We start from the raw sequence: 14,535 nt of genomic DNA, 5'->3' as shown, positions 1-14,535 counted from the left end.
AAACCGCAGGTCGGGTGAGCGCCGCATCATGGACTAATGGGTGCCGACAACCGGATCGACGGCGCGCCACGGTCGGTGATCGTGGTGGGCGCCGGCATTGTCGGGTTGTCGACCGCGTGGTTCCTGCAGGAGCGCGGTGTCGAGGTCACGGTCGTCGACCGTGTCGGCGTCGCGGCCGGTTCCTCGTGGGCCAATGCCGGCTGGATTTCCCCGGCGCTGGCCATACCGCTCAACGAGCCCGCCAATCTGCGCTTCGGGCTGCGGTCGCTGTTCAGCCGGGCCGCGCCGCTGCAGGTTCCGCTCAACGCCGGGCCGGCGCTCTGGTCGTTTCTGGCGCGTTTCGCCGCCAACAGCCGGCCGTCGGCGTGGCGCCGCGCGGTGCGGGCCAACGCGCCGCTGAGCGCCGAGTGCATCGAGGCCTACGACGTACTGGTGGCCAACGGCGTCGACGCCCCGGTCACCGATGCCCCGATCACCGCGATCTTCCGCACCTCCGCCGACGCCGAGCGTCTGCTCGATGAGCTGCGGCGATTTTCTGAAGCAGGCCGGCCGGTGTTCTGCACCGAACTGACCGGTGCGGCGCTGCGCGAGCGCGTGCCGCTGGCGTCCTCGGCCGTCGCCGCTGCGGTGCAGATCGACGGCCAGCGGTTCCTCGACCCCGGCCGGTTCGTCACCGCGCTGGGTCGCGCGGTGGTCGAGCGCGGTGCCGCGCTGCACACCATGGACGTGACCGATGTGGCGCCGACGGGAGACGGCGCGGTGGTGACGGGCCGCGACGGTACGACGCTGACGGCGGCGGCCGCGGTGATCGCCAGCGGCGCCTGGCTGTCGCAGCTGACAACGCGCTGGATTCGGGTCCCGGTGCGGGCCGGCCGCGGCTACTCCTTCACGGTGCCGGTCGACGGGCCGGTCACCGGTCCGATCTACCTGCCGGATGCCCGGGTGGCCTGCACTCCGTTGAACGCCAAGCTGCGGGTCGCCGGGACCATGGAGTTCGGCGATCCGGACGCCCCGATAGTCCCTGCCCGCGTCGAGGCCATCGTCGCGGCAACACGCCCGCTGCTCGACGGCGTGCGCTGGGCGGAGCGCACCGATGTCTGGGTGGGCCCGCGTCCGGTCAGCCCGGACGGGCGCCCCTTGGTGGGGGAGGTGAGCCCGCGTACCGTCTACGTGGCGGGTGGCCACGGTATGTGGGGCCTGACGCACGGCCCGGTGACGGGCCGGCTGCTGGCGGAGCAGATCACCACCGGCAAGCAGTCCGCGGTATTGCGTGAACTCGATCCGTTGCGCTGAGCCCGGTAGTACTCCAAGCTGATTCCGTTCGTAAAGGAGATCGTCGATGACCGATTCGCAAGGTGTCTGGATGACACAGGAGACCAAGGACCGGCTGTTGGCCGAGTTGGCCGAGTTGTCCGAGCCACACATCGGTTCGGGCACCGCCGACATCAGCGAGCAACAGTCGCGCCAGGCGCGGATCCACCAGATCCACGACCTGTTGGCGGTCGCGGTCGTCGGCGAGGATCCGCCGGACGACGGGGTGGCCGAGCCGGGCATGGTGCTCACGGTCCGCTACGACGACGGCGACACCGAGACCTTCCTGCTGGGGGTTCGTGACGACGACCAGAGTGGGCTGGAGGTCTATTCCCCGCAGTCACCGCTCGGTAAGGCCATCACCGGCGCACGGCGCGGTGAGGAGCGCAGCTACCAGGTGCCCAGCGGTGCCAGCGTGACGGTCACCCTGCTCGACGCGGTGCCCTTCGGGCTGCATAAGACGCAGCACCCGGCCTGACCGGGTGGGTGATCGGCCAGGTGTTTTGAGCCTGGGCATGGCGGTGGTGTAGCTTCGATGAGCACGACATCGCGGGGCTATGGCGCAGCTGGTAGCGCACCACACTGGCAGTGTGGGGGTCAGGGGTTCGAGTCCCCTTAGCTCCACTCATTTGTTGAGTATTCTGTCCCGTCCGCGGTGACCGCACCAAAATGCGAAGCAGTTATCTGGGCCGACACCCAGCCAATGCGGCTGCCGATCCGCATCGGTACGGTAACGGATTAAATTGGGCGGCCGGGCAACTTACACCGTTGTGATACGGTTCGTTTGCAGTCATCAGATTGCGTGTCCGGGGGGCTGGATACTAACAATCGGAGTTCACGTTGAAGAGCCTCGGGAGACCCGGTATCGCGTTATTCGCCGGTATTGGCTTGTGTGCAAGTGCACTTATCTTCAGTGCCGGTGCGGCGGCTGCGCCATCGTCAGTGGCGCCGTTGCCGGTGGGTGGTCCGGTGTGTGCGGGCGGCGTGGTCGCTCTCACCTCCGGCGAGGCGGCGCCGGTTGCCGGTGCGGCCGATGCGGCGGTGCTGGCCGGCGCGGGGGTGCCCTGTGGTCCTGCTGCGGCTGACCTGACGACTCTCGCGGGGCCCGTGCCGATGGGGCTTCCCGGTCCGGTGCCTCCGGTGCCGATCGCCCCGATCCCGGTGCTGCCGGGAGCGCCCCCGCCGGTGCCCTTCGTCGCACCGGGGCCGGCCGGCGCCGCCGCGGCGAGCCCTATCGCGGCCGCGGCGACCGAAGCTATCGGTGCCCCCATCGGCCTGGCCGGCGGCACTAAATAGACGCATTTCGGTAAAGGGGCCTGCGACCGCCTGGTCGTAGGCCCCTTTCTGCCTACAAATATCGCGAATACCACCCGCGGAATATTTTGTCGAATTGTTATTACGAAGCGACTCATCTGTTACAGAATTATGTTGACCGTAGCTGAATAAAGAGTGTCTTTCAAATGGCCACAAGCCGTCGCGGAGTGCCCGCGCAGTAACCCGCGATGTCATCAACAATATCGCGGTAGAACAGGTCCATGCATTTCTCTGTGACATAACCCAGGTGCGGGGTGAGCACGGTGTTCTCCAGCGTCGTCAGGGGGTGTCCGGCCGGTAGCGGCTCCTGGGCGTAGACGTCGAGCCCTGCACCGCGAATCCGGTTCCCGCGTAGTGCCTCGATCAACGCCGCCTCGTCGATCAGCCCGCCGCGTGAGGTGTTGACCAGGATCGCGCTGGATTTCATCGCGGCGAGCTCGTCGCGGCCGATGACACCGCGGGTGGTCGCGGAGAGCACCAGGTGAATCGACACGACGTCGGCGGTCTCGAACAGGCTGCGCCGATCGAGCAGTTCGGCCTGCGCTTCGGCGGCGCGCTCCGCGGTCAGGTTCGGACTCCAGGCCACCACCCGCATACCGAAAGCGTGGCCCACCGCGGCGACCAGCCGGCCGATGCGGCCCAGCCCGACAAGTCCCAGCGTCGCCCCCGCGAGATCGGCGCCGACGGTCTGTTGCCAGTGGCCGGCACGCAGTGCCCGATCTTCCACGACCAGGTGGCGCTGCAGGGCGTGGATCAGCGCCCAGGTGAGTTCGACCGTCGGGGTGATGATGCCGCCGGTGCCACACACGGTGATCCCCAGCCGGTGGGCTGCCACGGTGTCGATAGCGGCGTTGAACGGCCCGGTGGTGACCAGCAGCCTCAGTGACGGCAGTCGGGCCAGCAGGTCGGCGCCGATGACGGTGCGCTCGCGCATCGCCACCACCACCTCGCGGTCGGCCAGCCGCGCGACGAGTTCGTCGCCGGGGGCGATGTGTTCGCGCAGTGCCAGCAGGTCGACGGGTCGCGGGATGGCCGACCAGTCCACGGTTTCGGCGATGCCCTGGTAGTCGTCGAGCACCGCGATTCGCAGCGGGGACGTGGTGGCGGCCATCAGAACGCGTCCGGGTCGCGCTGGACCGCTTCGGGAACCGGATGCTGATACAACCGAGAGGCGTTCTCCCAGGTCAACTTCCGGATCACGTCCGGGGCAAGATCGCCGATCTGCTCGTGGATGACCCGCTGGGTGTGCGGCCACGTCGAGTCGCAGTGCGGGTAGTCGGCTTCGAGCATGATGTGGTCGGTGCCGATGCGCTCATGCTGGCAGAACGACGACTGGTCTTCGACGGCACAGAACCAGAAGTTGCGCTGAAGCACTTCGGCGGGCGTCAGGGTCTCGCCGAGCGTCTTCCAGGTTCCGTACATCTCGTGATAGCTCAGCATGTGGTCGAGCCGGTCCAGCAGTCCGGCAACCCAGCCGATCCCGCCCTCGGACAGACAGATCTTCAGCTCGGGGAACCGGCTGGGCAGCCCGGAGTAGAGCCAATCGACCGCGGCGGAGATGGCGTAGGCGAAGAACAGCACGCCGGCGACATCGGGCGGCGCGTCGTCGGTGGTGGACGGCGCCGATCCGGACGATCCGATGTGCAGGTTGACCACGGTGCCGGTCTCGGCGCACGCGGCGATCATCGGATCCCAATGTCCGGAGTGGATGGTCGGCAACCCCAGCATGGCCGGGTTCTCGCTGAAAGTGACCGCGCGAAAACCTCTTCCGGCGTTCTCGTAGATCATGGCCGCCCCGAGCTCCGGGTCCAGCAGCCAGGGCAACTGGCAACCGATGATCCGGTCGGGGTACGAGCCGGCCCACACCTCGTGGTGCCAGTCGTTCCATGCCCGCACCGAGGCCAGCGCCAGCTCACCGTCATCGGTGGTCAGTTGTAGCCGCTGCCCGGCGAAACCGGGCAGGAATGACGGGAAGTTCAGTGAGGCGTAGACGCCGTTGAGGTCCATGTCCTTGACGCGTTCGTGGATGTCCCACGCGCCGCGGCGCATCTCGTCGAATCGGGCGGGCTCGAAACCGTACTCCGACACCGGCCGGCCGACGACGGCATTGAATCCCACATTGGGTAGTGACTGGCCGTCGTAGATCCAGGTCTGGCCGCCGTTCTCGGTCTCAACCACCTTGGGCGCCCGGTCGGCTAGTTTGCGCGGGACGCGGCCTTCGAAGGTGTCGGGCGGTTCGACGATGTGATCGTCGACCGAGATCACCGTGTAACGCCGCTGTGCGCGTGGCGGTTCCGGGAGGAAGGTCACGATGCGCTCGGCGCCGGCCTTGGCGGTGGTGAAGTTCGGGTCGGAGCTCAGTTCATCGATAGATTTCACTGACGGCCCTCTCGATTCCTTCTCAGTCCAGCACGTGTCAGTCCAGCACCTGGCGGTCGGCCTTGATGGTCATGCGCGCCGCTCCAGCCCAGTACACATCGGCGGCGCGCTCGATCAGCGATGCCCGCATGCCGGCCATGTCCGAACGCCTCATCGGTGAGGGCGTTCGGCCGGTCAGCATGACGTGGTAGGCCAGCTTGCAGACCCGTTCGATGGTCGCGGACCGATAGACCGCCTCGGCCAGGGTGCGTCCGGTGGCTACCACCCCGTGCGAAGCCAGGATCGCCAGATTCGCGCCGCCGATGCGCTCGACCAGCTCCGCAGCCCGGTCGGCGGAGTCGATTTCGCCGTCGTAGCTGTCGACGAAGCACAGGTCGTCGAGGAACAGCGACCCGGTCTGGTGGACGAGTTCGGGCGATGTCTGCAGCGAAGCCAGCAGGCTGACGTAGTACGGGTGGTTGTGGATCACCACGCGGGCGTCGGGACGGGCTCGGTGCAGTTCGGTGTGGATATGGATTGCCGGGGTGACATCCCAGCGGCCCGCGACGACACGAGCGTCCTCGTCCACGGTGCAGATATCGGACGCGGTCAGTTCGGCCCACCACAGGCCCCACGGGTTGACCAGCATCTCGGTCCGGCCGTCGGGCTGCCAGGTGATGTGGCCGGCCATGTTCTCCGCGAAGCCGATCTCGGCGAGGTGCCGGAACGCCACGGCCAGCGCCTGGGCATCGGTCAGCTCGACACCGATCGGCGGGACCACCGAGGGCGACCAGATCGCAGCGCCGCCGGGCCGGTGCTGCACGTCGACGGACTCCGTCATGAACAAATCATATGGAAATAAGGGCGGGGGTCAATGTGGTCGGCGGGCGGGTCAGGCGTCGTCGTCACGGAACGGGGACAGCCCGCGCGGACGGATCATGGCGGGATCGACCACACCCGACCGGCCCGGGTAGTGCTGGACATGCATCAGGTGCGCCGCGGCCAGGTCGCGGGCCCGCTGGGCATCGCCGACGTCGATCGCGTCGATCACCTGCCGATGGTCCTCCAGGACCGCGCGCCGTTCGGGCACCGGCACGGTCGAGTGATCGGTGACTTGGCTCGACCAACTTTGCTCGTGGGCCGACCACAAGGTTTCGAGTGCACCCGCCATCACGAGCATGGTGGTGTTGCCGCAGTGCGTGACGAGCGCCTCGTGGTAGCGGCGACTGGCCGAGGTTGCCTGCGGCAAGTCGTCGACCGCGGCTACCGATTCCTCGTGCAATCGTCGCAGAATGGGCACCACCGTACTCTTGCGGTCCGGCCGCCCCGCGCACAGCGCGGCGCAGGCCGGTTCAACCTGTAGTAGTGCGGTCGCGACGTCGGCGAGGCTGACCTGCCGCGAGCCCAGCACCAGGCCCATGGTGTAGGCGACGTTTGCTGGCGTGGGGCGATGGATGACCGCGCCACCGCGTTTGCCGCGGCGCACGGTCAGCAGCCCCTCGGCCTCCAGGATGCGCATGGCCTCACGCAGCGACGGCTTGCTGATGGCGAATTCGACCAGGAGTTCGTCCTCTTTGGGGAGCACGCTGTCATCGGTGAGCTCCCCGGCGAGAATGCGTCGGCGGAGCTCCTCGGCGACCTGTTCGGCGAGCCGGCGAAAACGGACGGTAGGTGCTGCCACGGATCGAGTGTGCCAGACCGATCCGCATTCATCCGGTTCGACGAATCAGTGAATTCCAAATGATTTGTGGCATACGATCCCCCTGCGAGAAGGGGACCACGGGCGTGCAGCACTGGACTGTCGGCGACGTTGACATCCATGCGGTCCTGCAGGCGATCATCCCGATCCCGGCATCGCGACTGTTCGCAGCGGCACCCGAACGCTTCGCGGACGACTCGCTGACGGACTATTGCGACGCCTCGGGCAACATCCTGATGGCGATCCAGTCCTTCCTGATCGTGTCCGGGCAGGACCGCGTTCTCGTCGACACCTGCTTCGGTGACAGCTTCCTGCGGTCCCGGCAGATACCGGACCGCTTTGCCGAGTCCCTGGCCGCCACCGGATTTCGCCCCGACGACATCACCGCGGTGGTATGCACCCACCTGCACCGCGACCACGCCGGGGGCAACACGGTGCAGCGGGCAGGGCAGTGGGTGCCCGCGTTCGCAGGTGCCGACTACCTGGTGACCGCGGTCGAGCACGAGCACTGGTGTGACTTCACCGGGGAGGACCGGGTGGCGCCGGAATGCGTTGCGCCGCTGCAACAATACGGCAGACTGCGGCTGATCGAGCCGGATCACCGGGTGACCGGCGACATCCGGCTGGTGCCGACCGCCGGACACACCCCGGGGCACGTGTCGGTGCGCATTGAGTCCGGCGGTTCAGCGAGGCTCGACGGAGGAGAGGTGAAGCTGGGACCGCCGCATGAGCGGGCCGGCGCTGTCGCCTACATCAGCGGCGACGTCATACATCACCCGGCGCAGATCGGCGATCCCGGAATCTGCGCGTTGCCCGACGCCGACCCGACCGCGGCTCGCGCCAGCCGACTCCAACTGCTGCGCCGTGTCGCCGACGAGCGGGCGCTGCTGCTCGGATCGCATTTCGCCGCCCCGTCCGGCGGCTACGTCAACAGCGCCGATGACCGACTGGCGTGGCAACCGCTGGTAGAGCGAGAGGGAGCACGATGACCGAGACACCGCACCTGCTGCCGGAGGGGTTCGACTTCACCGACCCCGCACTCATCGGGGAGCGGATCCCGCACGAGGAGTTCGCACTGCTGCGCAGAACCGAGCCGATCTGGTGGAACGCCCAGCCGTTCGGCGTCTCCGGCTACCCCGACGAGGGCTACTGGGTGGTGACCAAACACGCCGACGTACGGGCCGTGTCGCTGCAGGACGACGTGTTCTCCTCACACGAGAACACCTCGCTGATCCGGACGAACACCACCAGCAACCAAGACCTCCACGAGGCCAGCCGCGACAACATCATGCTGTTCCTCGACGGACCCAAGCACGCCAAGCTGCGCCGGATCGTCTCACGCGGATTCACCCCCCGTGTCGTTGCCGGCATGCGGGACTCACTCGACCGCCAGGCCCGCGAGATCGTCGCGGCCGCCGCCGAACACGACACCGGCGACTTCGTCACCGAGGTCGCCTCCCGCCTGCCGCTGGCGACCATCTGCGAGCTGATCGGTGTGCCGGCAGCTGAGCGCCAGCAGGTCTTCGACTGGAGCAATCGATTGGTGGGCGGCGGCAACGGCGATCCGCAGGCCGCCGCCGACGGGATGCAGGCCTCCGCTGAGCTGTTGGGCTACGCCTATCAGATGGCCGAAGACCGCAAGGCCCGCCCGCGCGACGACATCGCAACGGCCCTGGTCACCGCGACGATCGATGGAGAAGCGCTGACCGCGCTGGAGTTCGGCTACTACGTGATGATGCTGATGGTCGCCGGCAACGAGACCACCCGCAACGCCACCTCGCAGGGGATGGTGGCCTTCTTCGACCACCCCGACCAATGGCGGTTGTTCGTGGCAGAACGCCCGGCGACCATGGTCGACGAGGTGGTCCGGTGGGCCACGCCGGTGATCTCGTTTCAGCGCACCGCGTTGCGCGACGTCGAACTCGGTGGGGTGCACATCGCCAAGGGGCAGCGGGTCGGGATGTTCTACGGTTCGGCCAACTACGACGAAGAGGTGTTCGACGAGCCGTTCACCTTCGATATCCGGCGAAGCCCCAACCCGCATTTGGGATTCGGGGCGCCCGGCGCGCACTACTGCATCGGGGCGAATCTCGCCCGTATGCAGATCAACCTGATCTTCGGGGCGCTGGCGGACATCATGCCCGATATTCGCCGGCTGGACCGCGCCTCCCGATCCGTGCTGCCCTGGATCAACGGGATCGACGCGATGCCGGTGGAATTCGGTGGCGCTGCGATGTCTACGGGGTCGCGCTGACGCGCGGCGTCACTCCTTGATGATCACCGGGTCACCGATATTGACCCGGTCGAAGTACCATTCGGCGTCCGTCGGGCTCAGACCGATACAGCCGTGGCTGACGTTCTCCAGGCCCAGGGAGTGAAGCGCCCACGGCGCCGAGTGGACGTAGAGGCCCCGCCGGCTGATACGCACGGCCTGTTCGACGTCGAAGCGGTAACCTTCGGGGTCGTCGACCGGGATCCCGACGCTGCTGGAGTCCATCAGGACCTTCTTCTCCTTGGCCAGAACGGTGTAATGGCCTGTCGGCGTGGGGAATGCGGACTTGCCCATGGTGGCGGGCATCACCCCGTTCTCGCCCCAGTACGGGCGGTGGTGCGGTGCCGGCAGCGGGTCGGCTTCTACGTCGTCGACGCTCACGGTGAAGGTGTGCGCCGCTACGCTGGCGACCCCGACCACCTTCGCTCCGGTGCTGAAGTCGGCGGAGAGCTTGCCCACCGACAGCGCCACGGTGCTGTGCGACGGCCAGTAACGGTCGGGGACCCAGTGGACTTCGGTGTCGTCGAACCACTCATAGGTGCCGGTCATGGGCGGGTCCGTCCGCACCGGGATGGCGCGTTCGGCGGCCCGGCGGTCGAGCACCGGTGCGGCGAATCTCACCACCACGGGGTGCGCCACGCCGACGACGGCACCCGACGTCGGTTGGATCGACGCGATGCCCGAGGGTTGGCTGGCGGCAGCCGAACTCGTTCCCGGTGGCATCACCACCGTTGTCAGAGCCACTCCCACCACCACGACTGCAGTGCGTACCGATGTCCACATCTCCGGCGTACCTTCCCGACCAAAACTACCGGTGTTTACGAGGTTGATCGTAGGTAGACCGCACCCCCGATCCCGGGCGCACATGCGCACGAACGGGTCAAGGCTTCATCAAGTTTTGGCCACGGCCGGGTGCGGGCGCGCGAGCCTAGCCGGCGAAACCGGGCAGCAGTTCCAGCGCGAGCGCCCGAACCGGTACGTGTGCGTCCAACTGGGCCAGGATGCCGGCCGTCGTACCGATGACCCGCCCCAGCATCGCCAGGTTGGGCGGCAGGTCCAGTTGGCGGGCGGTCTTGATCTGGTGAATCGACTGGTCCAGTTGCGCGGCGGCCAGCGTCTGCAGCCAGTCGCGGCTGAAGTGGAAGACCTCGGGCGCCATCGGCTCGACGTAGCGGCGCAGCATGTCGTCGACGTCCTCGATCGAGATCTGTTCGCCGGGCTGGATGAAGCCGGCCTTCTCCAACGTGGGCAGCAGCAGATCGTAGTTGGCCTGGCCGGCGAACCGCAGCGCCATGCCCAGCTCCACCGGGAGGCCGTCGGGCAGTGGCGCCACCGCGCCGAAGTCGATGACGCCCATCCGGCCGTCGGCCAGCAGCATGAAATTACCGGGGTGGGCGTCACCGTGCAGCATGCCGACCCGGGCCGGCGCGTCGCCGATCAACTCGACCAGCCGGGTGCCCAGCAGGTCGCGCTGCGCGGCGGTGCCGTCGGCGATGATCTGCGACATCGCGATGCCGTCGAGCCACTCCTGGATCACCACCTTGGGGGCGCTGGCCACCACGTGCGGCACCGCGAAATGCGGGTGCCCGGTGTAGGCCTTGGCGAATGCGCGCTGGTTGTCGGCCTCGCGCCGGTAGTCCAGTTCCATATCGGCGCGCTCGATGAGCTCGTCGACGATGCCCTGCACATCGGCCCCGGGCGCCAGCGGCTTGAGCACCCCGGTCAGCCGCCGCAGCGTCTTCAGGTCGGCGCGCAGCGCCTCGTCGGCGCCGGGATACTGGATCTTGACGGCCACCGGGCGGCCGTCGGCCCACACCGCCTGGTGCACCTGGCCGATGCTGGCCGCAGCGACCGGATCGTCGTCAAAGGAGCTGAACCGCTCCCGCCACCGCGTGCCCAGTTGGGCGTCGAGCACCCGGTGCACCCTGGCCGCAGGCAGCGGCGGGGCGTCCTTCTGCAACTTGGTCAGTGCCTCGCGGTAGGGCTCGCCGAACTCCGCGGGCACCGCCGCCTCCAGGACCGAGAGCACCTGGCCGACCTTCATGGCGCCACCCTTGAGCTCGCCGAGGACGGTGAACATCTGCTCGGCCGCCTGCTCCATGAGCTCGGCGGTCACCTCGTCCTTGGACCTGCCGGCCAGCCGTTTGCCCAACCCGAGCGCGGCCCGGCCGGCGAAGCTCAGCGGCAGGCCCACCAGCTTGGCATTGCGCGCCGCCCCCCTGCGGGTGATGTCAGCCACCTGTCGATCATGCCCGATGAATGGCCTCAGCAGCACCGTCCGCCGGGATCGGCGTCGTAACGCCGCCGCCAGTAGTCCCGCTCGGAGAGCACCGGTTCGCCCGGATGAGCCCGGCGGCGGTATTCCAGATAACGGCGGTAGTGGTTGTCACCGAGCAGGGTCGCCCAGTACCAGCCGAACCGGCGAGCCGCCCGGGCTAGCCGGCTTGCCGAGCGTCCCACTGCGCCTGTACCTTTCGCTCGACCGCCGACGGGACCAGTCCGGCCGGTGCGAACCGGCGCGACAGCACCGGCGGCGGCTCGGTGGTCGACACGGCACCGCGAATCGCCGTGAACGACACCAGCACCCCGGTCACGAACACCACCGCGACCAGGGTGGCGAACACGATCGACAGGCTGCCCTGGATGAAGGTGTTGCGAACGACATCGTGCAACTGCGCCGCGTCGACCGCCGATCCGAACGAGGTCGCACCGGCCCGCTCGGCGGCCCGGTAGGCGAAGTGCTGCGTCCAGTAGCCCACTCGCGGATCGGACGAGAAGATCTTCTGCCACGACGCCGTCATGGTGACCGTCAGATCCCACAGCAGCGGAATGCCCGGTACCAGTGCCCATTTCAAGTCGGATCGGCGCCGGCTGCGCTTGATCACGATCACGGTCACCACGGTCAACGCGATCGCGGCCAGCAACTGGTTGGCGATGCCGAACAGCGGGTAGAGGGTGTTGATCCCGCCGAGCGGATCGGTCACCCCCATCAACAGAATCGAACCCCATCCGGCGACCACCGCCACGCTGCACGCCCACGCTCCGATTCGCCACCCCGGGTTGGCCAGCCGGTGCAACGGCCCGCCCAGGTTGCTCAACGCGTCGGAGAGCATGAAGCGGGCCACCCGGGTGCCGGCGTCGACGGTGGTCAAGATGAACAGCGCCTCGAACATGATCGCGAAGTGATACCAGAACGCCTTCAGGGCCGGCCCACCGAACACCTGTCCCAGCACCTCGGCCATGCCGAATGCCAGCGTGGGCGCCCCACCGGTGCGCGACACAATCGACTGTTCGCCGACGGCGGCGGCGGCCTCGGTGATCTGCTCACCGGTTACCGGTGACCCGCCCAGCCCGAGCCCGTTGACGTAGGCGGCGGCGGTTTCGGCGGTGCCGCCGGTCGCGGCGACCGGCACGTTGAGGGCGAAGAACAGGTGCTGGTCCAGAATCGATGCGGTGATCAGCGCCATCACCGCCACGAACGACTCAGTGAGCATGCCGCCGTAGCCGATCAGCCGCATCTGGCTCTCTTTTTCCAGCAGCTTCGGGGTGGTGCCCGAGGCGATCAGCGAATGGAATCCCGACAGCGCCCCGCAGGCGATGGTGATGAACAGGAAGGGGAACAGCGACCCGGCGAACACCGGCCCGTCGCCGGTGTGGGCGAAGGTCGAGACGGCGGGAGCCGCCATCAGCGGCTGGGCGATCACGATACCGACGGCCAGCAGGGCGATGGTGCCGACCTTCATGAACGTCGACAGATAGTCGCGCGGCGCCAGCAGCAGCCACACCGGCAGCACCGAGGCGGCGAAACCGTAGCCGATGACACACCACGACAGCGCCAGCGGCGAGAGCGTGAACCAGGACGCTCCCCAGGATGTCTCGGCGACCCACCGGCCCGAGGCGACGGCTGCCAGCAGCGCGACCACGCCGATCAGGGAGACCTCCGAAACCCGGCCCGGACGCAGATAACGCAGATAGACGCCCATGAACAGCGCGATCGGGATCGTCATCGCGATGGAGAACACCCCCCACGGGCTGACCGCCAGCGCCCGCACCACGATCAGCGCCAGCACCGCGATCAGGATGACCATGATCACCAGCACCCCGATGATCGCGGCGGCGCCGCCGACCGCGCCGAGTTCCTCGCGGGCCATCTGCCCCAAGGAGCGGCCCCGTCGCCGCACCGAACACCACAGCACCAGGTAGTCCTGCACGCAGCCGGCGAACACCGCGCCGATCACGATCCAGATGGTGCCCGGCAGATAACCCATCTGGGTGGCCAACACCGGTCCGACCAGCGGACCCGCGCCGGCGATCGCGGCGAAGTGGTGACCGAACAGCACCCGGCGATCGGTCGGCAGGTAGTCGGTGCCGTCTTCGAAGATCTCCGCGGGAGTGGCGTGCTCGTCGCGGGGCTTGACGACCTTGAGCTCGATAAGCCTTGCATAGCAACGGAACCCGATGATGTAGGTGCACAGCGCGGCGACCACGAACCACACCGCGTTCACCGACTCGCCGCGGACGAAGGCGATCAGTGCCCACGCCACCGCACCGGCGACGGCGAGCGCACCGAGCACCAGTTTCTGGCGCACCGAGATGGGGGAGCGGTCCACGACGGCGACCGGGGGCAGCGCGGCGTCGGTGTGCAGGTAGGTCACCGGACCGTCGCGTCGCTCGATCAGCTGCGGCGCGGTCGGTGCGGCCACGGGGTACCTCCTTGGGGCCTGCCGGATGCCCGAGTGGTAGCGGTTTCCGAGCGGAACGATAACTTGTTCCTGATACTCAAGTACTTGCTTAAGGGAGTTCGCATGGAGATCAGTGGCAAGAAGGTCGTCGTCGTCGGTGGCGCCTCGGGGATGGGTCGGGCAACCGCGGAGCTGCTCGCCGAAGGTGGCGCAGCAGTGGCGGTGCTCGACCGGGAGGGGTCGGAGGGCAAGGAGGTGGCGGCCAGTTTCGGGGGCGCCTTCCACCCGGTGGACATCACCGACTTCGCCGCCGCCGAGAAGACCCTGGCCGCAGCGGTCGAGGGCCTCGGTGGTCTGCACGTCATCGTCACCACCGCGGGCGGCGGCATCGCCAAGCGCACTTTGAGCAAGTCCGGGCCGCATGACCTGGAGTCGTTCCGCTCGGTGATCGACCTGAACCTGATCGCCACCTTCAACCTCAACCGGCTGGCCGCGGCGCAGATGAGCACCAACGAGCCCGAGGACGAGGAGCGCGGGGTCATCATCAACACCGCCTCGATCGCGGCGTTCGAGGGCCAGATCGGCCAGGTGGCCTACACCGCCGCCAAGGCCGGTGTCGCCGGCATGTGCCTGACCATGGCACGCGACCTCGGCTCGGTGGGCATCCGGGTGCTGGCGATCGCGCCGAGCCTGTTCGCCACCGGCCTGACCAAGGGCATCCCGGAGGAGTTCGCCAGTGCCCTGACCAAGGATGCCGCGTTCCCCAAGCGCCTCGGCCGGCCCGAGGAGTTCGCCAAGCTGGTCGCCGCCGTGGTCGACAACCCGATGCTCAACGGGCAGTGCCTGCGGTTGGACGCCGGGCAGCGGTTCGCCCCCAAGTAGTTACCGAACAGGAGACC

Annotated in this window: 14 protein-coding genes and 1 tRNA gene; 7 read left to right on the top strand and 8 right to left on the bottom strand. The window is 67.9% G+C overall.

The features are described from left to right. The first annotated feature begins 36 nt into the window (after positions 1 to 36). From BST10_RS00425 to BST10_RS00410, 4 genes are all read left to right on the top strand, one after another. Complete coding sequence (locus BST10_RS00425; protein ID WP_083035741.1) at positions 37 to 1,293, top strand: NAD(P)/FAD-dependent oxidoreductase; 1,257 nt, start codon at positions 37 to 39, stop codon at positions 1,291 to 1,293. Between the two features lie 46 nt (positions 1,294 to 1,339). Further along, the gene (locus tag BST10_RS00420; RefSeq protein ID WP_013829739.1) at positions 1,340 to 1,789 is read left to right on the top strand and encodes a GreA/GreB family elongation factor; all 450 of its coding nucleotides are present in this window, start codon (positions 1,340 to 1,342) and stop codon (positions 1,787 to 1,789) included. 73 nt (positions 1,790 to 1,862) lie between these two features. Further along, positions 1,863 to 1,935: transfer RNA gene (locus BST10_RS00415), tRNA-Ala, on the top strand. A 360-nt stretch (positions 1,936 to 2,295) separates the two neighbouring features. Next, entirely contained in the window at positions 2,296 to 2,607 is a 312-nt protein-coding gene (locus BST10_RS00410; RefSeq protein ID WP_133054392.1) for a hypothetical protein, read from the top strand. 160 nt (positions 2,608 to 2,767) lie between these two features. On the opposite strand, the gene BST10_RS00405 is transcribed toward BST10_RS00410, so the two are convergent. The 4 genes from BST10_RS00405 to BST10_RS00390 are packed head-to-tail and all read right to left on the bottom strand — an operon-like array spanning position 2,768 to position 6,664. Continuing rightward, the gene (locus BST10_RS00405) at positions 2,768 to 3,736 is read right to left on the bottom strand and encodes a D-2-hydroxyacid dehydrogenase family protein (RefSeq protein ID WP_013829737.1); all 969 of its coding nucleotides are present in this window, start codon (positions 3,734 to 3,736) and stop codon (positions 2,768 to 2,770) included. Beyond that, a complete protein-coding gene (locus tag BST10_RS00400) occupies positions 3,736 to 5,004 on the bottom strand; it encodes an amidohydrolase family protein (RefSeq protein WP_013829736.1) in 1,269 nt (422 codons plus the stop codon). Before BST10_RS00400 ends, BST10_RS00405 begins: the two co-directional genes overlap by 1 nt. 37 nt (positions 5,005 to 5,041) lie before the next feature. After that, on the bottom strand, positions 5,042 to 5,824 hold the full coding sequence (locus tag BST10_RS00395; protein ID WP_083035738.1) for a class II aldolase/adducin family protein: 783 nt from the start codon (positions 5,822 to 5,824) through the stop codon (positions 5,042 to 5,044). Positions 5,825 to 5,875: 51 nt separating this feature from the next. Further along, on the bottom strand, positions 5,876 to 6,664 hold the full coding sequence (locus BST10_RS00390; protein ID WP_041318363.1) for a FadR/GntR family transcriptional regulator: 789 nt from the start codon (positions 6,662 to 6,664) through the stop codon (positions 5,876 to 5,878). Positions 6,665 to 6,768: 104 nt separating this feature from the next. Here BST10_RS00390 and BST10_RS00385 point away from each other — a divergent pair, with 104 nt between their 5' ends. Both BST10_RS00385 and BST10_RS00380 read left to right on the top strand, forming a co-directional pair. Continuing rightward, complete coding sequence (locus BST10_RS00385; RefSeq protein ID WP_083035736.1) at positions 6,769 to 7,671, top strand: MBL fold metallo-hydrolase; 903 nt, start codon at positions 6,769 to 6,771, stop codon at positions 7,669 to 7,671. Further along, positions 7,668 to 8,936, top strand: coding sequence for a cytochrome P450 (locus BST10_RS00380; protein ID WP_013829732.1), 1,269 nt, complete (start codon positions 7,668 to 7,670; stop codon positions 8,934 to 8,936). The genes BST10_RS00385 and BST10_RS00380 overlap by 4 nt, the downstream gene beginning before the upstream one ends. 9 nt (positions 8,937 to 8,945) lie before the next feature. Here BST10_RS00380 and BST10_RS00375 read toward each other — a convergent pair whose 3' ends face one another. The 4 genes from BST10_RS00375 to BST10_RS00360 all read right to left on the bottom strand — a co-directional run bounded on the left by BST10_RS00375 (position 8,946) and on the right by BST10_RS00360 (position 13,657). Continuing rightward, on the bottom strand, positions 8,946 to 9,737 hold the full coding sequence (locus BST10_RS00375) for a L,D-transpeptidase (protein WP_083035734.1): 792 nt from the start codon (positions 9,735 to 9,737) through the stop codon (positions 8,946 to 8,948). A 145-nt stretch (positions 9,738 to 9,882) separates the two neighbouring features. After that, complete coding sequence (locus BST10_RS00370) at positions 9,883 to 11,193, bottom strand: macrolide-binding ATPase MABP-1 (RefSeq protein WP_013829730.1); 1,311 nt, start codon at positions 11,191 to 11,193, stop codon at positions 9,883 to 9,885. A 26-nt stretch (positions 11,194 to 11,219) separates the two neighbouring features. Beyond that, on the bottom strand, positions 11,220 to 11,414 hold the full coding sequence (locus BST10_RS00365; RefSeq protein ID WP_013829729.1) for a YbdD/YjiX family protein: 195 nt from the start codon (positions 11,412 to 11,414) through the stop codon (positions 11,220 to 11,222). Next, positions 11,390 to 13,657, bottom strand: coding sequence for a carbon starvation CstA family protein (locus tag BST10_RS00360; RefSeq protein ID WP_083035732.1), 2,268 nt, complete (start codon positions 13,655 to 13,657; stop codon positions 11,390 to 11,392). Before BST10_RS00360 ends, BST10_RS00365 begins: the two co-directional genes overlap by 25 nt. 102 nt (positions 13,658 to 13,759) lie before the next feature. On the opposite strand from BST10_RS00360, the gene BST10_RS00355 reads away from it, so the two are divergent. Beyond that, complete coding sequence (locus BST10_RS00355; RefSeq protein WP_083035730.1) at positions 13,760 to 14,518, top strand: SDR family NAD(P)-dependent oxidoreductase; 759 nt, start codon at positions 13,760 to 13,762, stop codon at positions 14,516 to 14,518. Positions 14,519 to 14,535 lie beyond the last annotated feature (17 nt).

Origin of the sequence: Mycolicibacter algericus DSM 45454 (assembly GCF_002086455.1) — a bacterium.
In the GTDB taxonomy this organism is placed as follows: Bacteria; Actinomycetota; Actinomycetes; order Mycobacteriales; family Mycobacteriaceae; genus Mycobacterium; species Mycobacterium algericum.
The sequence above is the reverse complement of the archived record's forward strand: the minus strand, read 5'-3'. Positions and strand labels throughout refer to the sequence as shown.

Coding starts and splice junctions, on each gene's coding strand:
- BST10_RS00420 (WP_013829739.1), top strand. CDS start 1,340: ATGACCGATTCGCAAGGTGTCTGGATGACACAGGAGACCAAGGACCGG.
- BST10_RS00380 (WP_013829732.1), top strand. CDS start 7,668: ATGACCGAGACACCGCACCTGCTGCCGGAGGGGTTCGACTTCACCGAC.
- BST10_RS00425 (WP_083035741.1), top strand. CDS start 37: ATGGGTGCCGACAACCGGATCGACGGCGCGCCACGGTCGGTGATCGTG.
- BST10_RS00355 (WP_083035730.1), top strand. CDS start 13,760: ATGGAGATCAGTGGCAAGAAGGTCGTCGTCGTCGGTGGCGCCTCGGGG.
- BST10_RS00375 (WP_083035734.1), bottom strand. CDS start 9,737: ATGTGGACATCGGTACGCACTGCAGTCGTGGTGGTGGGAGTGGCTCTG.
- BST10_RS00405 (WP_013829737.1), bottom strand. CDS start 3,736: ATGGCCGCCACCACGTCCCCGCTGCGAATCGCGGTGCTCGACGACTAC.
- BST10_RS00395 (WP_083035738.1), bottom strand. CDS start 5,824: ATGACGGAGTCCGTCGACGTGCAGCACCGGCCCGGCGGCGCTGCGATC.